The sequence below is a fragment of the Campylobacter sp. IFREMER_LSEM_CL2256 genome (assembly GCF_025771645.1).
Taxonomy (GTDB): Bacteria; Campylobacterota; Campylobacteria; order Campylobacterales; family Campylobacteraceae; genus Campylobacter_D.
Window position 1 is genome coordinate 1 of the sequence record NZ_JAKMQQ010000004.1, and the last position, 24,083, is coordinate 24,083.

General features: G+C 30.5%; 22 protein-coding genes and 1 pseudogene. 9 read left to right on the plus strand and 14 right to left on the minus strand.

What is annotated here, in order from left to right; all coding sequences use genetic code 11:
- Positions 1–1,143, minus strand: a 1,143-nt coding sequence (locus tag L8U00_RS02595; protein WP_263708423.1) for a cache domain-containing protein, incomplete at its 3' end; no start/stop codon positions are given.
- A gap of 168 nt (positions 1,144–1,311) precedes the next feature.
- Complete coding sequence (locus L8U00_RS02600; RefSeq protein ID WP_263708424.1) at positions 1,312–1,908, minus strand: peroxiredoxin; 597 nt, start codon at positions 1,906–1,908, stop codon at positions 1,312–1,314.
- Between the two features lie 183 nt (positions 1,909–2,091).
- Between L8U00_RS02600 and L8U00_RS02605 the strand changes: the two genes are divergently transcribed.
- From L8U00_RS02605 to L8U00_RS02630, 6 genes and pseudogenes are all read left to right on the plus strand, one after another.
- Positions 2,092–2,376, plus strand: a complete 285-nt coding sequence (locus L8U00_RS02605) for a DUF362 domain-containing protein (protein WP_263708425.1) — start codon at positions 2,092–2,094, stop codon at positions 2,374–2,376.
- Positions 2,377–2,516: 140 nt separating this feature from the next.
- Positions 2,517–2,930, plus strand: coding sequence for a nucleoside-diphosphate kinase (ndk, locus tag L8U00_RS02610; RefSeq protein ID WP_173786824.1), 414 nt, complete (start codon positions 2,517–2,519; stop codon positions 2,928–2,930).
- Positions 2,930–3,282, plus strand: a pseudogene (locus tag L8U00_RS02615) (hypothetical protein). Before ndk ends, L8U00_RS02615 begins: the two are co-directional and overlap by 1 nt.
- A 14-nt stretch (positions 3,283–3,296) precedes the next feature.
- Positions 3,297–3,443, plus strand: a complete 147-nt coding sequence (gene rpmF, locus L8U00_RS02620; protein WP_012662034.1) for a 50S ribosomal protein L32 — start codon at positions 3,297–3,299, stop codon at positions 3,441–3,443.
- A gap of 5 nt (positions 3,444–3,448) precedes the next feature.
- Entirely contained in the window at positions 3,449–4,438 is a 990-nt protein-coding gene (plsX, locus tag L8U00_RS02625) for a phosphate acyltransferase PlsX (protein WP_263663938.1), read from the plus strand.
- Positions 4,425–5,408 (plus strand): beta-ketoacyl-ACP synthase III, encoded by a 984-nt coding sequence (locus L8U00_RS02630; RefSeq protein WP_263708426.1) that lies wholly within the window; start codon positions 4,425–4,427, stop codon positions 5,406–5,408. Before plsX ends, L8U00_RS02630 begins: the two co-directional genes overlap by 14 nt.
- 8 nt (positions 5,409–5,416) lie before the next feature.
- Here L8U00_RS02630 and motB read toward each other — a convergent pair whose 3' ends face one another.
- From motB to polA, 3 genes are read right to left on the minus strand one after another with little or no spacing between them, the layout of a single operon-like run.
- Positions 5,417–6,157, minus strand: a complete 741-nt coding sequence (gene motB, locus L8U00_RS02635) for a flagellar motor protein MotB (protein ID WP_263679464.1) — start codon at positions 6,155–6,157, stop codon at positions 5,417–5,419.
- Between the two features lie 10 nt (positions 6,158–6,167).
- Positions 6,168–6,941 carry a flagellar motor stator protein MotA gene (gene motA / locus L8U00_RS02640; protein WP_039619177.1) on the minus strand — a complete coding sequence of 258 codons (774 nt, stop codon included), beginning with the start codon at positions 6,939–6,941 and terminating at the stop codon, positions 6,168–6,170.
- Between the two features lie 12 nt (positions 6,942–6,953).
- Positions 6,954–9,593: a DNA polymerase I gene (polA, locus tag L8U00_RS02645; protein WP_263708427.1), complete on the minus strand. Its 2,640-nt coding sequence runs from the start codon at positions 9,591–9,593 to the stop codon at positions 6,954–6,956.
- A 129-nt stretch (positions 9,594–9,722) separates the two neighbouring features.
- Between polA and L8U00_RS02650 the strand changes: the two genes are divergently transcribed.
- Positions 9,723–11,078 carry an MFS transporter gene (locus tag L8U00_RS02650; protein ID WP_263708478.1) on the plus strand — a complete coding sequence of 452 codons (1,356 nt, stop codon included), beginning with the start codon at positions 9,723–9,725 and terminating at the stop codon, positions 11,076–11,078.
- The gene (locus tag L8U00_RS02655) at positions 11,078–12,082 is read left to right on the plus strand and encodes a nucleoside hydrolase (protein WP_263708479.1); all 1,005 of its coding nucleotides are present in this window, start codon (positions 11,078–11,080) and stop codon (positions 12,080–12,082) included. Before L8U00_RS02650 ends, L8U00_RS02655 begins: the two co-directional genes overlap by 1 nt.
- Here the strand turns inward: L8U00_RS02655 and L8U00_RS02660 are convergent.
- The gene (locus L8U00_RS02660; RefSeq protein WP_263708428.1) at positions 12,038–12,481 is read right to left on the minus strand and encodes a YqaA family protein; all 444 of its coding nucleotides are present in this window, start codon (positions 12,479–12,481) and stop codon (positions 12,038–12,040) included. The genes L8U00_RS02655 and L8U00_RS02660 overlap by 45 nt on opposite strands.
- Before the next feature lie 275 nt (positions 12,482–12,756).
- On the opposite strand from L8U00_RS02660, the gene trpB reads away from it, so the two are divergent.
- Positions 12,757–13,932, plus strand: coding sequence for a tryptophan synthase subunit beta (gene trpB / locus L8U00_RS02665; protein ID WP_263706698.1), 1,176 nt, complete (start codon positions 12,757–12,759; stop codon positions 13,930–13,932).
- A gap of 18 nt (positions 13,933–13,950) precedes the next feature.
- Here trpB and uvrA read toward each other — a convergent pair whose 3' ends face one another.
- From uvrA to fliH, 8 genes are all read right to left on the minus strand, one after another.
- Entirely contained in the window at positions 13,951–16,776 is a 2,826-nt protein-coding gene (gene uvrA / locus L8U00_RS02670) for an excinuclease ABC subunit UvrA (protein ID WP_263708429.1), read from the minus strand.
- A 21-nt stretch (positions 16,777–16,797) separates the two neighbouring features.
- A complete protein-coding gene (serC, locus tag L8U00_RS02675; RefSeq protein ID WP_263708430.1) occupies positions 16,798–17,874 on the minus strand; it encodes a phosphoserine transaminase in 1,077 nt (358 codons plus the stop codon).
- 12 nt (positions 17,875–17,886) lie between these two features.
- Positions 17,887–19,050 (minus strand): exodeoxyribonuclease VII large subunit, encoded by a 1,164-nt coding sequence (gene xseA / locus L8U00_RS02680; RefSeq protein WP_263708431.1) that lies wholly within the window; start codon positions 19,048–19,050, stop codon positions 17,887–17,889.
- The gene (ubiE, locus tag L8U00_RS02685; RefSeq protein WP_263708432.1) at positions 19,047–19,748 is read right to left on the minus strand and encodes a bifunctional demethylmenaquinone methyltransferase/2-methoxy-6-polyprenyl-1,4-benzoquinol methylase UbiE; all 702 of its coding nucleotides are present in this window, start codon (positions 19,746–19,748) and stop codon (positions 19,047–19,049) included. The genes xseA and ubiE overlap by 4 nt, the downstream gene beginning before the upstream one ends.
- A 7-nt stretch (positions 19,749–19,755) precedes the next feature.
- Complete coding sequence (locus L8U00_RS02690) at positions 19,756–20,940, minus strand: hypothetical protein (protein ID WP_263708433.1); 1,185 nt, start codon at positions 20,938–20,940, stop codon at positions 19,756–19,758.
- A 1-nt stretch (position 20,941) separates the two neighbouring features.
- Positions 20,942–21,352: a peroxide-responsive transcriptional repressor PerR gene (gene perR / locus L8U00_RS02695; protein ID WP_263663926.1), complete on the minus strand. Its 411-nt coding sequence runs from the start codon at positions 21,350–21,352 to the stop codon at positions 20,942–20,944.
- Positions 21,353–21,435: 83 nt separating this feature from the next.
- Positions 21,436–23,265 carry a 1-deoxy-D-xylulose-5-phosphate synthase gene (gene dxs, locus L8U00_RS02700; RefSeq protein ID WP_263708434.1) on the minus strand — a complete coding sequence of 610 codons (1,830 nt, stop codon included), beginning with the start codon at positions 23,263–23,265 and terminating at the stop codon, positions 21,436–21,438.
- A complete protein-coding gene (gene fliH, locus L8U00_RS02705; RefSeq protein WP_263708435.1) occupies positions 23,262–24,080 on the minus strand; it encodes a flagellar assembly protein FliH in 819 nt (272 codons plus the stop codon). Before fliH ends, dxs begins: the two co-directional genes overlap by 4 nt.
- Between the last annotated feature and the right edge of the window lie 3 nt (positions 24,081–24,083).

Genomic DNA, 24,083 nt, shown 5'->3' on the forward strand with positions numbered 1-24,083 from the left:
TTTAGTGATGTTTTCATTAATAGCTTTTGCCATAGCACCAAGCTCATCATTTGTTTTAACATCTATCATAGCAGAATCTTTTGTTTTATGATTGATGAAGTCAAAGAAAAAACTAAGACCATTTTGTATAGCTTGTAAAGGTGATAACAATCTTGATGAAATAAAATAAACAATAAGACATGATAAAATTAAAATCACAATAGATGTTATAATTTGATCAAATACATCTTCAATAACTAATTTATCTAAATCATCTTGTTTTTGAATTGCACACGCTACATAGTTAACATGAGCATTTGAATTATTAATATTTGCACAAACTCCAAATCTTTTTTCTCCACTATTTATCCCAGTATATTCAAAAGTCTTATAATCACCTACTATTTTATGGTGATTTTTAATCTCATCGATGTTTGGGTATGATTTTAATATTAAAGACTTATCGTTAGATGCAAAAGGTATTGAACTAGTATTGTCAAAAACAAATACACTTCCTGGTAATTTTTCAAATGTTTTTTGTAGAGATGTTAAAAGTAAATCAACACCCAAAACAGCTATAAGTTTTCCATTTTTTTCAATAGGTACAGAATAAGTAAAACTAGGGAATTTTGTTACTGAATCTTCGTACACATCACTTACAAAAACACCTTTATTTTTTAATGCTCCCTTGTACCAATCTCGGGTAGTTGCATTATATTGAGGATCATCATAATAACTTATACCACCACCTCTTTTTCTAAAAGGTATTCCTTTCTTATCTGATTCTGCATCACTAACAAGCATAGTTCCATCAGGAAAACCAAGATATACTGCTAAAGTATTTGAACCGTCTTTAAATACTTTCAAATCCTTAGCAAAATATTCCCCTAGTTTATCAAAATTTTCTGTCTGGTGTTTTGGTAATGAATCTATATATTTTTTTATAGATAATAGAATTTCAACATAACTTTCAATATAAGTTTCCACTTGAGCAGTAGTTACTAATAAATAATCTTTATTTGCATTTTTACTATTTATAATAAGATTTTCTCTACTTGAATAAAAAGCCATTGCCGTTACTATAAACAAAGCTAAAGCAACTATAATCCCTGTAGTATAAGAAAGTTTATTCTTTACACTAATAAAACTATTTTTAAAAAGCATTTATTTTCCTTGAATTTTATTATCATTATATTAATAATTTTATCAAAAAATTATAATAATAATTTTAAAAATTCATAAAAACAAAATATTTTTAAAAAAGTAAAAAAGTGATAGATGTAGAAATTTTTTAGAAAAATAGCAGTGAAGCAAGACTTCACTGCTATAAAATTATAGTTTACCTTCGTTTTTACTTAGATAATCAGCAACACCTTTAGGGTCAGCTTTCATACCTTCATCACCTTTGTTCCAGCCAGCTGGGCAAACTTCACCATGTTCATTAGTAAATAACATAGTATCAACCATTCTAATCATCTCATCAATGTTTCTTCCAAGTGGTAAGTCATTGATCACTGCATGACGAATTGTTCCATCAGCATCAAGCAAGAAAGAACCTCTTAAAGCAACTGCCTCTTCAAATAAAACATCAAAATTTCTAGCAATTTGTTTAGTTAAATCAGCTACTAAAGGAAATTTAACTTGACCTATACCACCTTGATTTACTGGCATATTTTTCCATGCAAAGTGAGAAAATTCATTATCGCAAGATACGCCGATTACTTCAATACCTCTATCTTTAAAATCTTGATATCTTTTATCAAAAGCAATGATTTCAGATGGGCAAACAAAAGTAAAGTCTTTTGGATAGAAAAATACTACCGCGCCTTTTGATCCTATATTTTTATAAAGATTAAAATCTTCAACTATTTGGTTATTTCCTAATACAGCTGGTGCTGTAAAATCAATAGCTTTTTTAGTAACTATCATTTTTATCTCCTAATTAATAAATTTTATTTGTAACAAAATAATATCATTTGTAAATTTAAAAATTTATTAATTGTGTAAAATTATCCATAATTTAATTTTATTATCAAAATTAATAGATTTTAAGAATAAAATTAACACAATTTTGATAATCTTGCATTCAACATTAATATTAAGGAGTAAAAAATGGCAGTTAAAATTACTGATATTTGTATAGCATGTGGTTCTTGTATAGATGAATGCCCAGTAAGTGCTATCGTAGATGATACAAATAATCCTGAGGGCGAAGACAGATATTATGTTTATGCAGATAAATGTGTTGAATGTGTAGGACACAATGATCAACCAGCCTGTGCAAGTGCTTGCCCAACTGATGGCTGTATTGTATGGAGTGATGTAGTAGGTGGTCAACCAAGTCGTGATAACATCGGTAGTGATTTAAGAGACGGTTCAACTCCAGTATTTGCTTAATAAATTTAATGTAAGTATCTTGATTTCAAGTTACTTACAAACCCTTCAATAACTCTAAACTTTTATATAAATTTAAAGCATTTTTTGGTATAATTAGCTCTTTTATAAATATAAAACTTATTTAAATTAAGGGGACGATTTTGGAAAAAACACTTTCTATTATTAAACCTGATGCAGTAAAAAAAGGTGTTATTGGTCAAATTTTAACACGCTTTGAAAACAATGGTCTAAGAATAGCAGCAACAAAAAAAATACAGCTTTCAGAAAAAGAAGCGCAAGAATTTTATGCTGTACACAAAGACAGACCTTTTTTTAAAGATTTAGTTGAATTTATGATCAGCGGTCCGGTTGTGGTTTCTGTTTTAGAAGGCGAAAATGCAGTGTTAAAAAACAGAGAATTAATGGGTGCTACAAATCCAAAAGAAGCAGCTCCTGGTACTATTAGAGCAGATTTTGCAGATAGTATTGATGCAAATGCGGTTCATGGAAGTGATAGCTTAGAAAATGCAAAAATTGAAATAGAATTTTTCTTTTCAAAAACTGAAATTTTATAATGAAAATTGCCTTTGCAAAACTTAGCTCTGTGGCTTATCCTTTTAAGCTAGATCTTGATAATATAGTTTTTGAAGGAACTATTATAAAAGTTAATCCAAAATTAGCAAAAATAAAAGCTAATTTCAAAGGATTTACTTATAGAAACTGTGATCGATGTGGCGATGAAATAGACTTGAAATCGATCAAAATATAGAGCTTTTTGCAAGCGATGGAATTTTTAAAGATGAAAATAATACTTTAAGTGATACTATGGAGTTTTTTGACTCTCATATAGATTTAATAGAACTTGCCACAAGTGAGTTACAATCTTATTTAAGTGATTATTTTTATTGTAATAAATGTTTAAATTAATAAAGGAGTAAAAAATGGCAGTACCTAAGAGAAGAGTGAGTAAAACTCGTGCAGCAAAACGCAGAACTCATTATAAAGTTACCTTACCTATGCCTATAAAAGACAAAGATGGTAGCTATAAAATGCCTCACCGTGTAAATCCAGTAACTAAGGAATATTAATAACGATGACAAGCATTGCTATTGATGCAATGGGTGGTGATTTTGGGGAAAAACCTATCATAGAAGGTGTGATTCAAGCTCTAAAAGAGCGTGAATTTAAAGCTATCTTGGTAGGGGATCCTCAAAAACTAAAAACCTTGATTCCTCAAGAATTAAACTCATACATAGAATATGAAGAAGCTTTTGATGTGTTTGCTATGGATGAAAATTCCACAGATGCACTAAAAAGAAAAGATAGTACTATTTACAAAGCCATTGATTTAGTAAGAAATCAAAAAGCAAAAGCTGTTGTTTCTGCTGGGCATAGTGGAGCTACTATGAGTTTAGCTACATTAAGGCTTGGAAGATTAGCAAATATTGCTAGACCTGCAATTGCTACTTTAATGCCAAATATCCATTCAAGAACACTTGTACTAGATGTTGGAGCAAATGTTGATTGTAAAAGTGAGCATTTATTTCAATTTGCTATTATGGGTGAAGCCTATGCTAAAGAGATTTTAAAAATTGCCAAACCTAGAGTTGCTTTACTATCAAATGGTGAAGAAGAATGTAAGGGAAATGAGCTTACCAAAGAAACTCATCAACTCTTAAAACAACTTCCAAATTTTGTCGGAAACGCCGAAGGTAGAGATATCTTTAATGGCACTATAGATGTATTAGTATGTGATGGATTTAATGGGAATATTTTGCTTAAAACAGGAGAAGGTGTAGCAAGTGTTATTACAAAGCTTCTAAAACAAGAAATTCAAAAATCTTTTTTAGCAAAACTAGGCTATCTTTTAGCAAAACCAGCTTTTAATGAACTAAAAACTCATATTGACTATGAAGAATACGGTGGAGCTCCGCTTTTGGGTGTAAAAGAATGTGTCATTATAAGTCATGGAAAAAGTGGTCCAAAAGCTATAAAAAATGCTATTTTTCAAGCATTAAATTTCACACAATCAAATATAAATCAAACTATAGAAAAAGAACTTTCTAATTATGAAATCAACTAAAGCTTCCTTAAAAAGTATAGCTTCTTATATCCCTACAAAAACTCTGAGTAATTTTGACTTAGAAAAAATGGTTCAAACTAGTAATGAATGGATATTAAGAAGAACTGGTATAGAACAAAGACACATAGCAAATGATGATGAGAATACAAGCGATCTTGGTACTAAAGCAGCTATTAAAGCCATACAAAGAGCTAATTTAAATCCTCAAGATATAGATGCGATCATCGTAGCTACTTTAAGCCCCGATTATTTTACCATGCCATCAACTGCATGTAAAATCGCTCATAATTTGGACTTAAAAAATATCACCGCTTTTGATATTTCTGCCGCATGCTCAGGATTTATTTATCTTTTAGAGCTTGCAAAATCTATGGTTGAAAGTGGTGCTAAAAAAAATGTATTAATCATAGGGGCTGAAAAAATTAGTTCTATTATGGATTATACTGATAGAAGCATTTGCGTGCTATTTGGTGATGGAGCTGGGGCTGGAGTTGTGTCATTAGATGATAATTTTCCTATTATAGATACTCACACTGCAAGTGATGGGGAATTTGGAGATTTATTAATGACTCAAAGAGCTCAAAAAAGCAGTATCTGCTCTCCACTTTCCATGCAAATGAAAGGAAATGAAGTATTTAAAATCGCTGTGAATACTCTAAGTAATGATGTTGTTGAAATTCTTACCAAAAATGATATAAAAAGCGAAGAAATTGATCTTTTTATACCTCATCAAGCTAATTTAAGAATTATCAAGGCCGTACAAGAAAAATTAAACTTCAAAGACGAACAATGCGTAGTTACTGTTCAAAAATATGGCAATACCTCAGCCGCTTCAATTCCTATGGCAATGAATGATGCTTACGAACAAGGTCGTTTAAAACAAGGTTCATTAATATTGCTTGATGCTTTTGGTGGTGGTTTCACTTGGGGTTCAGCATTGCTTCGTTTTGGTGGAGAAAATAACAAATAAGTAAAAACTTATTTGTTATTAAAAGCTCCAATTTGATCTAATACTGACTTTCTAGTTTGATTATCTGAAGAATCTACGCGGATATAAAATTCAACTCTATTGTTTATTTCATCTTCTTTGTTTGCACTCAAAGGATAATTTTCACCAAAACTAACCACTATAAGTTGAGCTGGATTAATTCCTCTAGCAATCAAATAATCAGCCACAACTTGAGCTCTTTTACTTGCTAAATCAAAATTTCTTTTAGGATCTTTATCACTTGCATCAGTATAACCTCTGAGTTCTATTTGAGCTTGTTTTGGCATTCTTTTTAAAACTTCACTAATACGTTTTAGAAAATCTTGCACATCAGCTGAATCAATTTGTGTACTACCCCTAGCAAATTCAACCCTTGCAGGCAAATTTAAAACGATATTATTTTCTCTTTGATCTAACGCTGCTTTTAATTTTTCTATATTTTCTTGTTGGGTGATACTTAATTTTTTAAGCTTTTCAAGCTCTTCAACATTTGCATTAGATGGTGCACTGTATTTATTATGCACTTCACTTTCTTTTTCTAAAGGATTTGAAGCAGTAAATTCAAAAATTTTAACAAATTCAGTTTTTAAAGCCTCAGTTTTAGCGGGGTTACTTTCAGAAATCGCCCAAAGAGCAATAAAAAGCGCCAAAAGCAAACTTAAAAAGTCTGCATAAGGCACAGCCCATTTTTCACCTGCTGGACATTCTGGACATTTATGTTTTTTTCCCATTTTTTAACTCTTACTTATCAAATTGAGAAATTCTAGGCTCACCTTGTCCAAGGTAATTAAACAATTTAGCCTCTAAATCTCTAGGGTTAGCTCCCTCTGCAATACTTACTATAGCATGCGAGATAACTATCCTTTCTTTAATGAGCTCATGAGCATTAGCTTTGATTTTATGACCCCAAGGTCCAAATAAAGCATAAGCACCAAAAATTCCAGTTACCGTTGCAGTAAATGCTCCTGCAATACCTGCTGCCATAGCTTGAGGATCATCTAAAAGTTGCAAAGCAAGCATAAGCCCCATAACCGCACCAACAAGTCCCATAGTAGGGCAAGTCTCACCAAAACGGATCCAGTATTCTGCCGTTTCTTTGTAATATTCTTCCATTTCCTCTATTTGGATTTCCATACTTTCTTTAATCTCTTCTACGCTCTTACCATCAACCATCATCATCATGGTTTCTTTTAAAAACTCATTATCAATTTCATTAGTTTTTGACTCTAAAGCCAAAAGCCCATCTCTTCTTGCTATGATAGAGTATTCTACAAGCTCAGCTATCCTTTGACTTAAATTTACCCCCGCACCTTTAAAGGCGAGTTTTAATTCTTTATAAGCTGCTTTAACAAATTTTTTATGAGTTGCTGTCATCGCACAAAAAGCCGCAGTTGGAACCACGATCAAAAATGAACTTAAGTGCAAAACATGTAAAGGGTTACCACCCTCTAAAATATCCCCCACAGAAATACTAACAACAGCTAATACCATCCCAAGTATGGTTGAAAGATCCATTAATTATTCTCCTTATTTTAATGCGCCCCAATTTTTGGCAATACTTGATGAAGTTTTTAATTTAACTTTTAATTTTACAATATTTTCCATAATATCACTAGCATTTTTTGCAAATTCCTCACAAAGTTCATCTTTTACTTCAAAAATAAGCTCATCATGAATTTGTAAAATCAAGCGTTTGTTCTCATCTAAATCTTTTGCAATTTCTATCATTGCAAGTTTTATTATATCGGCAGCAGAGCCTTGAAGTGTAGAGTTAATACTCTCTCTTTCATACATTGCCACATACATAGGCTTTGCATTTTCAAAGTCAAAATAACGCTTACGACCTAGCAAAGTCTTTATAAAACCATTTTGCTTAGCTTCATTTTTTACCTTTTCAAAATAAGTTTTAATGCTAGTAAAATTCTCAAAATATTTTTCAATATATTCTTTAGCTAACTTTGCTTCTATTTTTAAATTTTGACTCAAAGTCTTATAACCCATACCATAAATAAGACCAAAATTTATACTTTTAGCAATACTTCTTGTCTCATAATCACTACGATTAAAAATCATAATAGCAGTTTTTGCATGAATATCCTCATCGTTTGAAAATGCTTCTAATAACTTCTCATCTTCACTAAAATGCGCTAGCATTCTAAGCTCAATTTGTGAATAATCAAGCGAGATAAAACTAAACCCTTCTTTTGCTACAAAACAAGATTTATAATCTTTAGCATATTGACCATGCGCAGGGATATTTTGCAAATTTGGATCTTTTGATGAAAGGCGTCCCGTGGCTGTTCCTGTTTGTAAAAAGCTTGAATAAATTCTTGAGTTTTCATCTTTTTTAGCTAATTTTAACAAAGGTTCACAATAAGTAGAAACTAATTTTGCAAGCTCTCTATAAGCTAAAATTTCTCTCACAATCGGATGTTCATCTAAAATAGCATTTAAAACCTTTTCATCAGTAGAATACCCTGTTTTGCTTTTTTTACCACTTGGTAGCTTTAGTTTTTCAAATAAAATATCCCCTACTTGTTTAGGAGAATTAATATTAAATTTTTCACCTGCTAAATCATATATTTTTTCACTAAGTATTTTTATATCTTGATTAAAACTTTGCATTAAGCTTTCAAGCTTTTGAATATCAAGTTTAATGCCATTATTTTCCATCATAATAAGCACTTTGATAAATTCAAACTCACTTTTTTGTGCAAGCTCAAATAAAGGTTTTTCTAAATTTTTTAAAAAATACAAATAAAATCTTAAAGTAATATAAGCATCCTCAGCTGCATATTTACAAGCTTTTTCTACATCCACTCCTGCAAAGCTTTCTCCTTTTTTTACCAAATCTTCAAAATGCAAAGTCTCATAATCAAATAATCTTTTTGCTAAATCATCCATATTTACACGCAAACTTGGCTCTTTAAGCCATGCAAGTATCATAGTATCAGCATAATTTTTTGGAGGAAGCAAATTAAAATTGTTGATTATAATCTCAAAATCATATTTAAGATTATGTCCTATAACCATGCTTTGATAGATTTTTTCTATACCCTTTTTAGCCACTTGCATAGAAATTTGCTTACAAACTCCTAAATAATCATGCGCAAGTGGCACATAAAAGGCTTCACTTTCATGAAAACAAAAACTAAACCCTACTATCTTAGCTTCTTTAGTATCTAAGCCCGTAGTTTCAGTGTCAAAAGCAACAATGCTTTGATCATCAATTTTTTCTAAAATGTCAAATAATTCTTTCTCATCTAAGATTAATCTTGCATTAAATCCTAAATTTTTATCTTTATTAGTAGGATTGGTGCGTAGTTTTTTTAACAAAGCATTTAATTCATAATGCTCCAAAATATCCATAATCTTAAGCAAGGGCTCATCTTTTGGATACTCACAATTTAAAAGCATATCTTTTACATCTAAATTTTCATACAAAGAAGCAAGTTTTTTACTCAAAAAGGCATTTTCTTTGCCCTCAAGCAATAAATTACGACTTCTTTCATTACGCACTAGTGTTAAGTTTTCATAGATTCCCTCAATGCTTTCAAACTCATCAAGTAAATTCTTAGCTCCCTTAGCACCAATTCCTTTTACCCCTGGGATATTATCTGAACTATCTCCACATAGAGCTAAAAAATCTCTTATTTGGCTAGGTTTTACCCCATATTTTTCCAAACACCCTGCTTCATTATAATCATTTTTTGAAATAGGACTATAAATACTAACTTTATCATCTTTTATAAGTTGATACAAATCTTTATCTTGAGTAATAATTCTTATAAAAATATCCTTATTTTCACACTCTTTAACCAAAGATGCGATGATATCATCAGCCTCATATCCTTCGCAAGAAAAACTTGAAAAACCCATTTTTTCTATCATTTGAATGCAAATTGGAATTTGAGTTAATAAATCAGGTGGAGGTGGAGTGCGGTTGATTTTATAATTTGGATCAATTTCACTTCTAAAAGTTTTTCCTTTACTATCAAGAGCAAAAATAATCATATCACTAGGATGATCATTTTTCAAACTATAAATAAAATTAGCAAAACCGCTAATCATATTACTAGGTTCGCCTTTTGAATTTTTCAAACCCTTTAAAGCATAAAAAAGCCTAAAGAAAAAGCCAAAAGTATCAATTATGGTTAAAGTTTTCATTTTTTTCCTATATTAAAAAATAATAATAATTATCGCCCAAAATTATTTAAAAGTCGGTAAAAAGTATTAAATTTCCATTTTAAGCATTTTAGATAAAATTATCATTTTGAAATTTCAAATAAAGGTTTAATCTTGCAAACAAAATCAATCGCGGATGAAAATTTTCAAACTCCACAAGGAAAAAAGGCTTTTAAAAAGGCTGTGTTTTCATGTTGGCTAGGAACTGCTATGGAATATGCAGATTTTGCACTTTATGGCTTAGCTGCAGCTACTGTTTTTTCAGAAGTTTTCTTTCCTGAGCAAACTCCTGTTATAGCATTATTGCTTAGTTTTGTTACTTATGGTATAGATTTTATTGCTAGACCTATTGGAGCTTTATTTTTTGGATATTTAGGAGATAAATACGGAAGAAAAAATGTATTGATGAGCACCATTGCATTAATGGGTATTTCAACTACCTTAATTGGTTTTATACCAAGTTATGCAGTAATTGGAATTTGGGCTCCTATATGTTTGGTTATTTTGCGTTTTATGCAAGGCTTTGGCGCAGGCGCTGAGCTTTCAGGTGGAACTGTCATGCTTGGAGAATATGCTCCTAGTAAACATAGAGGTTTAATCTCTTCTATCATCGCTCTTGGATCAAATAGTGGAACCTTACTTGCAGCTTTTGTGTGGCTTTTAGTTACAAGCATGGATGATGCTAGTTTTAAAGAATGGGGATGGAGAATTCCTTTTATAGGAAGTATCTTCATAGCACTTTTTGCTGTTTATATGCGTTTAAATGTAAAAGAAACTCCTGTTTTTGAAAAACAAAAAGAATTAATGCTAAAAATTCGTCATGAAAATGAAGCACATATGAAAAAAGATGAAAGAACTTTTTGGCAAAAAAGTCGTGCATTTTGGACTATGGTGGGCATAAGGATAGGAGAAAATGGACCATCTTATCTTGCACAAGGCTTTATAGTAGGTTATGTAACTAAAATTTTACTTCTTGATAAATCAGTAGCCACAACTGCTGTTGTTATAGCTTCTTTGGTGGGATTTTTGGTTATACCTTTAGCAGGATATTTAAGTGATAAATTTGGAAGACGCATTACCTATAGAACCTTTTGCTTGCTTTTAATGCTTTATGCCTTCCCTGCTTTTATGCTACTTGATAGTAAAAATGAAATTATTGTAATTTTAACTATCATCGTAGGTATGTCTTTGGCATCTTTGGGAATTTTTGGTGTGCAAGCTGCGTGGGGTGTGGAGCTTTTTGGGGCAAAAAATCGCTATACCAAAATGGCACTAGCAAAAGAATTTGGCTCTATACTTTCAGGAGGAACCGCTCCTATGATAGCTTCAGCTTTGCTTGCTTATTATGGCACTTGGTGGCCAATAGCCTTGTATTTTGTTATCACCGCAGGAATTGGTTTTATCACAACTTTCTTTGCGCCAGAAACTAGAGGCAGAGATTTAAATTTAATAGAAGATGCGATATGATACGCCTTATTTTAGACACTGATATAGGCAATGGAATAGCAGGGGCTAATACCGATGATGGTTTAGCCCTTGGGCTTATTTTAGCCTCTAAAGAAATCAAACTTGAAATGATTAGCACTTTAAGTGGTAATGTACAAGCTTTAACCGCTTATAGCGTTGCTAAAGATTTATTAAATAAGCTTAATCTAGATATACCTTTGTATCTAGGTGCTCATGAAGCTTTATGTGAAGATAGTCATTTTTGGAGACAAAGACTAGATAAAAGCATAGAAGAGTTTAAGCTTACTCATCTTTGGGATCATATAAAACCTATAAAAATCTTAGAAAACATAAGCCCAAATGCTTGTATGAAAATGGGTGAGCTTGTTATGCAAAACCCAGGTGAAATTTCAATTTGCGCTATAGGACCTTTAACAAATATAGCCATAGCTATGAAACTTTTTAAAGACTTTGATAAAAATGTAAAAGAAATTTTTATCATGGGTGGAAGTTTTGATATGCCTTATCATATCAAAGATACAAATTTTGGTTTTGATCCTGAAGCTGCTAGTATAGTTTTAAACTCAAGAGCTAAAATCACACTTGTTCCTTACAATGCAACAATGCAAACTATGCTCACACATGAAGATTTAAATACTTTAGAAAATCAAAATCCACTTTGTGATTTTTTAATACAGACTTTAAGAGTTTGGATTGATTATGCAAGCAAAACAAGAGGTACAAATGGCACATGGATACATGATGCATTAACTATTGCTTATATGCTTGATCCTAATTTAGCAAATTTTGATGAGTATTTAGTAGATGTCATTTGTGATAGTACTTTTGCTAGAGGAAGCACGATAAGGTGTTTTAAAGATGCTAAAATGCCTATGAAAAATCATGAATTAAAAAACACTATAAAAGTTTTAAAAGATATTGATAATGCTAGACTTTTAAATCTTTTAAAATCAAGACTTTTAAATGGAATTTGCTATGAAAATTACAAAAGCATAACGGCTTAATTTACCCAAGGCTATAAAAATACTTGCTTTTAAAAAAGAATACTTAGCAAATCCAAGCCCTAGCGCAAAAAGATCTCCCGCTATGGGTAAAAAAGTAAAAAAAGCATACAAAGAGCCAAATTTTTTAAAGTTTGCATTGATTTTTTCTAATTTATGTAAAGAGTTTTTAAAATATTTTTCTAAAATTTGACTCTCTCCAAAATAAGCTAACGCATAAGTACTTAAACTACCCAAAGTATTTCCCAAACTTGCGACAAATAAAACCATATAAGCATTAAAATCTAATTTCACAAAAGCAAGCACAAAAGCCTCACTTGCCATAGGCAAAAGTGTGCTAGAGAGAAAACATACTATAAAAAGTCCTATATAGCTTATGTCATTATATAAAAAATCAAACATTACAAATTTTCTTAGTATTTATTTTCCAAATTATCATTTTAAAGAATTTTTAATAATAATTATCTTAGAATGTAAAGTCATTTGGCAATTTTTTAAAAGGAAAAACTATGGAAAGGAAAAAATTTTCTAAACTAATTTTAGAATACTCATTTAACAAAGCTTCTTTTTCTTGGCGTTAAGCCTACTACTACATTTTCAATCATTTTTTATTTTACATTTTTAGTTTTAGTTGATCATTTTTGATTTTATATTATTAATCATTTTAAGGAAATACTATGAAAAAATATTATGGAAAATTTGGTGGGCAATTTGTACCAAATGAAGTAAAAATAGCATTAGATGAAGTAGAAAAAGCTTTTTTAAAACTCAAAAAAGATAAAGATTTTAACACAGAATTAAAAGAACTCTTAGTTAATTATGTAGGAAGACCTACACCTTTATACCATGCTAAAAATTTAAGCAAGCTTTATAATCATGAAATTTATTTAAAAAGAGAAGACTTAACTCACACAGGAGCTCATAAGATCAACAATGCCATAGCTCAAGCCTTAATGGCAAAGAAAATGAATAAGAAAAAAATTATTGCAGAAACCGGAGCAGGACAACACGGGCTTGCAACCGCTACTGCAGCAGCACTTTTAGGACTTGAATGTGAGATATTTATGGGAGCTATTGATGTAAAAAGACAAGCCTTAAATGTCTATAAAATGGAGCTTTTAGGAGCAAAAGTTCATGCGGTAGAAAGTGGAAGTAAAACTTTAAGTGATGCGGTGGATGAGGCTTTAAATTTTTGGGTTAAAAATACCAAAGAAGTATTTTATGTAGTAGGAAGTGTGGTAGGGCCTTATCCTTATCCGCAAATTGTTACGCATTTTCAAAGTATTATAGGTAAAGAATGCAAAATGCAACTTAGAAAATTAAATAAAAAAGTAGATTACATCATAGCAGCAGCTGGAGGTGGTAGCAATGCTGCTGGAATTTTTCATGCATTTTTAAAAGATGAAAAAGTTAAACTCATAGGTGTTGAAGCAGCAGGTTTAGGAAAAGATACACCTTATCATGCAGCCACACTTACTAAAGGTAAAGAGGGTATTATCCATGGTATGAAAACTAAGGTTTTACAAGATGATAAAGGCAATATTGCTCATACTTTTAGCATCTCTGCTGGGCTTGATTACCCTGGCATAGGTCCTTTGCACGCATATTTACAAGAAAGTAAAAGAGCAAGTTATCATGCTATTAGCGATGATGAGTGTATTAATGCTTTAAAATTATTATGTAAAGAAGAAGGCATTATACCTGCCATTGAAAGCTCACATGCATTAGCTTATTTAGAAAAACTTTGTCCGACTTTAAAGAAAAAAAGTGTGATAGTTGTAAATCTTTCAGGAAGAGGCGATAAAGATATGCAAAGTATTTATGAGTATAAAAAAGGTGAAATTTATGGTTGAAGGATAACTTCAACCAATTTATTTTTTTGTGCTTTTTAGCTCTAAATTTAGATAATACCCCGTATAAGAACCACTTTTTTCATGATTCTTAGCAAGCTCTTCCACACTACCTTTAGCTATAACCTTACCACCTTTAACCCCACCTTCAGGTCCCATATCGATGATATAATCAGCATTTTTAATCACATCTAAATTATGCTCTATCACAAACACACTATTTCCAAGATCGACTAAATGTTGCAAAACTAAAATAAGCTTATTAACATCTTCAAAATGAAGTCCTGTTGTAGGCTCATCTAAAATATAAAGAGTTTTTCCTGTATCGCTTCTGCTTAATTCTTTAGCTAGCTTAATACGCTGAGCCTCCCCGCCACTTAAAGTAGTTGCATTTTGTCCTAAGGTAAGATAATCAAGCCCAACTTTTATCAAAGTATCAAGTTTTTGTTTTATTTTTGGTACAGAAGTAAAAAATTCACTTGCTTCAATGATACTCATATTCAAAACATCGGCTATGCTTTTACCTTTATATTTAATCTCTAAAGTTGCATCATTATATCTTTTACCATTACAAACATCACAAGTTACCATCACATCAGGCAAAAAGTGCATTTCTATTTTAATTTCACCATCACCACTGCACTTTTCACATCTTCCACCTTTAACATTAAAAGAAAAACGCCCTGCTTTATAGCCTCGCATTTTAGCTTCTTTGGTAGCTGCAAAAAGATTACGAATTTCATCCATAGCACCTGTGTAAGTAGCAGGATTTGAACGCGGGGTTCTTCCTATAGGACTTTGATCAAGATAAATCACCTTATCAAGTTTTTCTAAACCTTCTATTTTAGCCCCACTTAGTTTTTTAACTTTTTTAGCACGGTTAAGCTCTTCTTTTGCAAATGGAAGCAAAGTTTGTAAAATCAATGAGCTTTTACCACTTCCTGAAACGCCTGTAATTGCTACAAGATTGCGTAGTGGAAAATCTACGCTTAAATTTTGAATATTATTAATACTCACATCTTTTAAACTGATAAAATCTTTTTGTTCTCTGTTTTTTTGATGAGCAATTTGCTTTTTACCACTCATATAAAGAGCAGTTTGGCTTTTGCTTTTTAACAATTCTTTATAAGTTCCACTAAATACAACCTCACCACCAAATTTACCAGCATTTGGACCAATATCTACGATAAAATCTGCCTCTTCTATAGTCATTTTATCATGCTCAACCACGATTAAAGTATTACCCTTTTGCTGAAGATTTCTTAAAGTTTTAATGAGTTTTGCCGTATCTCGCTCATGTAAACCAATACTAGGCTCGTCTAAAACATACATCACTCCACTTAAACCACTACCAATTTGAGATGCTATACGAATTCTTTGAGCCTCACCCCCGCTAATGGTTCTTGCATCACGCCCTAAAGATAAATACCCAAGTCCTACATCATAAAGAAAAAACAATCTTTCATTAATTTCTTTAAAAATAGGTTTAGCTATCAATCTTTCTTGCTCACTTAAATACGCAAAATTAGCTTCTTTTGAAAAAAATGCAGTGGTATTTTCTATACTCATATCTAAAATTTCACCCAAATTTTTCTCAGCTACTTTTACAGCTAAACTCTCAGCTCTTAAACGATGGCCATTGCAATCTTTGCAAGTTTTTTCGCTCATATACTCGCTTAAATCTTTTTCATCTTTTAACATTTCATAGGCATATTTAACAGCACCTTCAAATTTACGACTTAAGCGATGTCTTTTCCATAAAAAGTTAATTTCCTTGGCATTACCATAAAGCACTAGACGCTTTTCTTCTTCACTTAACTCATTATATGGAATTTTTACCCTGATATCATTTTGTTCACAAAAGGCCATTAAAAACTTATAATAATAACTTTTATTAAACCCATATAAAAGCTTTATAGCTCCTGCTTCTAAGCTTAATTCTTCATTGATAAGTTTTTTCATATCTAGCGTATATCTTATACCAAGACCATCACAACTTGGACAAGCGCCTTTTGGAGAATTAAAAGAAAAACTCAAAGGCTCAAGCAAAGGAAAAGAAATTTTACAATCAAAACAAGCATTGTGCTCACTATAATGAAAATGCTTAGGTATATTTAATTCTTCATTATTTAAAACTTCAATTTCCACTTCACCAAAGCTCTCGCTAAGCCCTTTTTCTATATCACTTGCAAGTCTTGCTAGCATATTATCTTGTACTTGGAGTCTATCTATTACAAGTTTTATTGTATGTTTTTTGGTTTTAGCAAGCTCAATATCCTCATCAAGACGCGTTAGAACCCCATCAATTTGCGCTCTAACATAGCCTTTTGCGACTAAATTTTCCAAAAGATCTGCAAAAGCTCCCTTTTTTTCTTTAATCAACGGTGCATAAATGATGATTTTTGCTCCTTTTGGAAGCTTTAAAATTTCACCTACGATATCTGCTGCACTCATAGATGAGATTTTTTGGCCACATTGATGACAATGTTGTGAGCCAATCCTTGCATATAAAAGTCTTAGATAATCATAAATTTCAGTAATAGTTCCAACAGTTGATCGAGGATTTTTAGAAGTTGTTTTTTGATCAATAGCAATAGCAGGAGTTAAACCTTCTATTTTATCAACATTTGGCTTACCCACTTTATCTAAAAACTGCCTTGCATAAGCACTTAAACTTTCAATATAGCGACGTTGTCCTTCTGCATAAAGCGTGCCAAAGGCTAAAGTGGATTTACCACTTCCACTAAGTCCTGTAAAAACTATAAGCTTATTTTTAGGAATTTCTAAGTTGATATTTTTAAGGTTATTCTCTTTAGCACCAATGATACTTATTTTGTCATTATTCATAAAAATCCTCTTTTTGTCTAATCAAGCATGTTTTTTAGCAAAATCTTTCATGAATTCACTTAACTTTTGAACCTTTTCAATGCTGATAGAATTATAAATACTAGCGCGAATTCCACCTAAAATTTTATGCCCTTTAAGACCTATCATACCATTTTCTTCAGCTTCTTTTACAAAAACTGGCTCTAAGTTTTTATCACAAGCTATGTTAAAACTAACATTCATTAGCGATCTATCTTCTTTTTTGGCATGACCTTTATAAAAACCATTACTCTCATCAATCACATCGTATAAAATTTTAGCCTTTTGTATGTTTTGCTCATTGATTTTATCTAAGCCACCTTGATTTAAAAGCCATTTCATTTCAAGATTAAACATATATATAGCAAAGGTTGCAGGTGTATTAAATAAAGAATTATTTTCAGCATAAACGCTATATTTTAACATACTAGGTATATTTTTATTTTTACTACGCTCTACCATATCTTTGCGGATAAATGCACAAGCAAGCCCTGAAATTCCTGCATTTTTTTGCACTCCACCAAAAAGCATAGCAATATTAGAAAAATCTATCTTTTTAGAGAAAAAATCACTAGAAGCATCAATTATCAAAGGGCTTTTAGTTTTTGGATAGTTTTTATATTGGGTTCCATAAATGGTATTATTAGAGCATATATAAGCATAATCTGCATTATCACTAAATTCAAATTGTGGGATATGATCAAACTCACTTTCTTGGCTACTTGCTACTATTTTTGTATTTACTCCTAAAATTTCAGCCTCTTTAATAGCCTTTTTAGTCCAAACTCCCGTATTAGCAAATTCACAAACTCCACCCATATATAAATTCATAGGTATCATAGCAAATTGCAAACTAGCTCCACCTTGCATTAAAAGCACTTCATAATCATCATTTACACCATAAAGCTCTTTTGCTATTTTAATAGCTTCAAAATGCACTTCTTCAAAAACCTTTCCACGATGAGAAACTTCCATAATAGAAAAGCCTTTACCATGATAATCAAACAAATGCTCCTGTGCTTCTTTTAAAACCTCATCAGGCAGATTTGAAGGACCTGCACTAAAATTCATTACTCTCATTTTGTCTCCTTTTTATAGTATTTGAGCTTCTTTACTCTCATTTATTGAGCAAAGTTTTATAATATCTCCTTTTTTTAGTTTTTCAAGAGAGATATTTTTGCCATCTTTTTGTAAATTTATCAAATTTTTACTTTTATCAAAGAAATTTTTATGCTGAGTTAAAAGCTCTTCAAAATTATTAAGTTTGTTTTCATAATTTAATAATTTTAAATTTAAAACGCTCTTTAGTTGACTTTGTAAAAAATCAAGTTTTTGCTTTCTAAGAAAAAAAGCATTTTCTAAAGATTTCGCTTTGGCTAAATTTTGCAAATGATCGATTTTATTTTGATAAAACTTAAGATGATTTAACATTTGATTTTTAAAACGCATAGCAAGCTCATCAAGTCCTTGCTCTAAGCTTAGTTTATTTGGAAAAATCATATCAATAGCTGCACTTGGAGTTGGTGCTCTTAAATCTGCTACAAAGTCACTAATAACATAATCAATCTCATGTCCAATAGCAGAAACAATAGGCGTTTTTAAAGAAAAAATACATCTTGCAAGTTCTTCATCGTTAAAACAAAACAAATCTTCTCTACTTCCACCGCCTCTTGCTAAAACAATCGCATCTAAATTATACTCATCAGCTTTTTTTAAAGCATTTATCAAAGAATTTGGAGCGCTTTGTCCTTGAGTGAGGGCATTAAAAATAGTTATTTTACAAAGATTGTATTCTTTTTGTGAAATTAGCTTTAACATATCTTGCAAAGCAGCTGAAGTAAAAGAAGTGATTATGCCTATTTTTTTAGGAAATTTAGCAATGCTTTTTTTAGCATTTGTATCAAACAAACCTTCTTTTTCAAGCTTTTCTTTTAGGGCTAAAAATTTAGCTTCTAAATCCCCAAGGCTTGTTTTTTGCATACTTTTAGCGATAAATTGATACCTACCACTTGCTTCATATAAACTCACATAACCTCTTAGATCAAGCATATCGCCAACCTTAGGTTTAGCTTGAACAAATTGATTAAAACCTTTAAACATCACGCAAGCTATGCTTGATTTTTCATCTTTTAAATCAAAATACCAATGCCCTGAACTATGAATGGTAATTTTAGAAATTTCCCCACTAAGCTCTATATCATCAAGATGAAATTCTAATAAGCTTTTAGCTTTTAGATTAAGTTCTGAAACTTTCATTTTTTTCTTGCAATAAACATAGAGCAAACACCAAAACTAAAGCTTTTATACTCTAGCATTTCAAAATGCCCACTCAATTCTTTGATAAATTCTTCTTTGCTTAAAAAATCTTCTATAGAATTTGGCAAATACTCATAAGCACTATAATTTTTACTGATAAATCCACCCACTTTTGGCAAAATATTTTTTAAGTAAAAATCTCTACAAGCAGCTATAAAACCACCCTGCTCTCTTTTGGTAAATTCAAGCACAAGTAAAATTCCATTCTTTTTTAACACTCTTGCAAATTCTTTTATAGCTTCTTTCCTATCTACCACATTGCGTATGCCATAACTTATGCTTATGATGTCTGCACTTTCATTTTCGAGTGGGAGTTCTTGTGCTTTTGCTTGTACAAAAGTCGCATCAGGAATTTTTTTCCTAGCCACTTCAAGCATGCCCACACTTGGATCAACCCCTTTTATACTAATGATATTTTTATTTGCTCTTAAGGCTTGATTTTGCCATTCTATAATCATATCGCCCGTACCACAAGCTACATCGATAATATCAAGTTCATTATTAGAAAATTTAAAAACATCCAAACAAGCTTTTTTTCTCCAACTCACATCACTTCCAAAACTTAAAATTCTATTAGCCTTATCATAAGTTGGTGCTATATCATCAAACATTTTAACTATTTTTTCTTGTTTTTGCATGTTTTTCCTAACTATATATTTTTAATTTTTTGATGCTTTTTTCAATTTGTTTTATTATATTTTCATCATAAGAATTTTGATCTAAATGCCTATATTTAAAATAATTTTTCAACTTTTTAATGCTTTTTTCTTCAAACATAGTTGCAAAATAGCATAATAAAAATTTTATTTTTTCTAATTCTTCTTCAAGATTTGTTTGAGATTTTACAATTTTTTTCTTTAAAAAAACTAATTCTTTTCTTAGTTTAAAAGCTATTAAAGACTTTAAAATTTGATTTTTTCCTTGGTAAAATTCATAATCATTTTTTAAAATAAAATCCATATCAAGAAAAATATCATTAATTTTTTCATCGCTTAAAATAAAAATATATTTTTCTAGTTCAAACTCATGGTATTTTTTCATATTAATTTGATTTATCAAAAATGAAAATTGTTGTTTTAGCTTATTTTGAATATTTTTTTCAAAAAGAGTATCAAAAACATCAAGACAAAAACAAATTTGCTTAAGGCTTATAAAACATTGTTCCAAGTTTTTTTCACTTGAATTTTTTAAAAAATTTAATCTGTCATTTTTTAAGTTTTTTAAAAGAACGAAAAGTAAAATTTTACCAGCTGAAAAACTTTGAATTTGATTTGGAAAATGCAAGTTAATATCTTTTTGTTTATCTAAAATTTTAATACATCTAACACTATCAAAAATTTTAGAAAGATCCCCATATAATGCTAAATTTTTACTATAAAAATTCTCATCATCTGTAATTTCTTTATAATTTTTAAAAAAATGAGGTAAATCAAACCGCTTTGCTTCTTCAACGGTGGAAAAAATCACTTTTAAAATGACCAAATTTTTTAAATTGTTTTTAAATTTATAAAGGAAAAATTGAGTATTATCAATCTCAAAACTAATTCTTGTTTTTTTTATTATATTGGTTATAGCATTTTTACTTTTTTGATGTTTAAATTCTTTTTTAGATATTTTATGAGTTTTTTTATCTAAAATATCATGTAATTTATAAAATGTAAATTGATAATAATCTTGATTGATTTTTTTATATTTGATATCACAAAAAGGATTTATACGTGTAAAAAATACACGTATTTTATCCTTAGAATAAGCAAGTTTTTCTTCTTTTAAAATTTTGATAAAATCATCGTTTTCAATTAAAAAGCGTCTTTGTACTTCACAAATCATTTTACTTGCAAAATTTACAACCATTCACATAAGCAAACACGCCAAGATAGTCAATAATATTACCAATCTTTTTCTCAAGATCTTCTTGGTATTTATTAATCCCACTATCTTCATAGCGCACATCTTCTATGTGATTGCATTTACTACAAATTACATGAATATGTGGATATTCATAAATGTCATAACAAGTTTTTTGATTTGGAGTATTAATTTCTACTACCAAACCTTGTTCTTTTAAGGTATTTAAATTTTTATATACCGTAGCTAATGAAATAGAAGGATATTCTTCTTTAATACTTTCATACAAAGATTCTATATTAGGATGCTCGTGGCGTTTTAAAATTTTTAAAATACAAAGTCTTTGTGGAGTAGCTTTTAAATCACAGTTTTTAAGCATTTGAATAAGTTCCATAGTCTATTCTCCAAATATTTTTACTTATAGTATAACTCTTTTTTTATAAAAAAATGATTATATTAAAAGATATTTTTTATCTTTTAATAAATTTTAATTTTTTGACACAATGAATCAATATCAAGCTCTAAAAATTTTTCCACTTCACTTGTTTTGCCATGGGCTATAAATTGATCTTCAAATTCAAAACTTGCTAGTTTTATATGATAAAGATTTTCTTTTTGTAAAAAATTTGCAATCAAACTTCCCACTCCACCTATTTTAGCACTATCTGAAAAAACAAACCAAGTTTTTGTATCTTTTGCCAACTCTTTTAAAAGCTCTTCATCTAAAGGCTTTGCAAAAATCAAATCTATTAAGCTCGCATAATCTAATCCAAGTTTATCTAAAGCTAATTTTGCCTTAGCCACACCTTGACCAAAACCTAAAAATACTTTATCGCTTTGTACTTTAGATAAAATTTGAGCTTTAGCAAGTTTTATCTCACATGGATTAAAATCATCATTTAATAAAAAATTACCCCTAGGATAGCGAAAAGCAAAAACGCCTTGATGAAAATATGCATATTCCATAATATTTTCCATCATAGCCTCATCTCTTGGAGCTGCTAGAGTAATATTTGGTATAGCACTTAAAAAGCTAATATCAAAAACACCCTGATGAGTTTCTCCATCTTCTCCTACAATTCCTGCTCTATCCATAGCTATAACTACATTTAAATTCATAATAGCACAATCATGAATTACTTGATCATAAGCTCTTTGCATAAAAGTACTATAAATTGTTATAAAAGGTTTAAAACCTTCTTTTGCCATAGCCGCCATAGAAGTAACTGCATGTTGTTCTGCAATTGCGACATCCCAAAAACGTTCAGGATATTTCTCTATTAATTTATCAAGTCCAGTACCACTTGGCATAGCAGCAGTTACACCCACTATATTTTCATATTTTTGAGCTAAATTCAATAGGGTATTTGAAAAAATTTCTGTGGCGCTTTTTTTACTTATATTTGCCTTTAAACTCTCCCCACTACTTCTATCAAAAGCACCTACTCCATGCCATTTAGCATTTTTTCCCTCGGCTAATACATAACCTTTACCTTTGATAGTTTGCGCATGCACAACGCAAGGTTTTTTCATAGCTTTTGCTTGATTGAGCGCATTAATAACCTCATTTAAATTATGTCCATCAATGGGGCCAATATACTCAAGCCCTAATTCCTCAAACAAAAGTCCAGGTGTGATAAGCCTTAATCCCTCTTCAAAACGCTTTGCCATATAAGAAGCGCCTTGAGGAAAGTATTCTAAAAGATTTTCTATGCGTTTTTTAAATTTTTGATAAAACTGCGTTGCCATTGCTTGAGAAAGGTATTTTGAAATAGCTCCAATTGGCCTTGATATACTCATTTCATTATCATTTAAAATGATTACACAAGGGTATTCTCTATCACCAAGTTCATTTAAAGCTTCATAAGCCATACCCGCACTTAGCGCTCCATCACCTATTAATACAACAGGCAAACGATCTTCATTTTTTAATCTTATAGCCTTGCAAGCTCCAACTGCTAAAGATATAGAAGTGCTTGAATGTCCTGCTACAAAATAATCTCCCTCATCAGGCTTTGTATAACCACTTAAACCATTAAATTGCCTTAGAGTGTGAAAATTATTTATTTTACCACTTAAAAGCTTGTGTGGATAAGATTGGTGTGAAACATCAAAAATAAAAGGATCTTTTTTTACATCAAAAACATAATGCATTCCTATACTAAGCTCAACTACACCTAAATTTGAACTTAAATGTCCACCATTTTTACTCACTGTGTCTATAATAACTTCACGCAAATTGTTAGCTAAATTTTCTAGCTCTTTAATTTGCATATTTTTAATATTTAAGTTATTTAAGTCTATCATTCATTAACCATATTTTTGATTTTTTGCAAACGATTATTAAGGTTTGATTCTATATTGCCTGCATCACTTAATATTAAAATACTCCCCTTATTAATCGCATCATCAAGGCTAAATTTGATATTACTTTGCTCTTGTTCTAAATGTGATTTTACATATTCAAAATCATCAGGGCTAAGTTTTAATTCTATTTTAGTAGCATTTTTAAGCTCATTCATAAGTTCTTTTGCTAAATTTAATGCTATAAGTGAGGAATTTTCCTCAAGTTCTTTTGCAATCACTTCTTTTGCGATGATTACAGCTGTATCGGCTAATTCTTTTTCATTTTTAGATAAAAACTCATTTAAATTTTGCACTGTATTTTCAAGTTTTTCTACACTTTTTAAGTATTTTTCTTTTAAAGCTTCTAATTCACTTTCAAAATTTTTTTGAGCTTGCTCATAACCTTCTTTGGTAAATTTTTCTTTTGCATGTTCTAATTCTGTATTTAAGCGATTGTTAAATTCAGCCTCTTGGCTTTCTATTTGCATTTGTAATTTAATAATATTTCCTGACATTTCATCAGTTTTTTTAAGCAAATCTTCTACAAAATCAGGTTGGATTTGTGGTTGTGGGGCTTGTGGGGTAGTTTCTACTGTTTGATTTTCCACTGCTTGCTGAGTAGTATTTTGAGCCAGAGGAGTTTGATTTATAGTTTGAGTTTCTTCTTGTTTTTGTTCTTCATTAGAGGGCATTTCACTCATAACTTTAAAATGATATCCCTCAACTACATGAGCAGAAATGTTTTCAGGTGAAATTACATTAGTTAATTTAGCCATAAT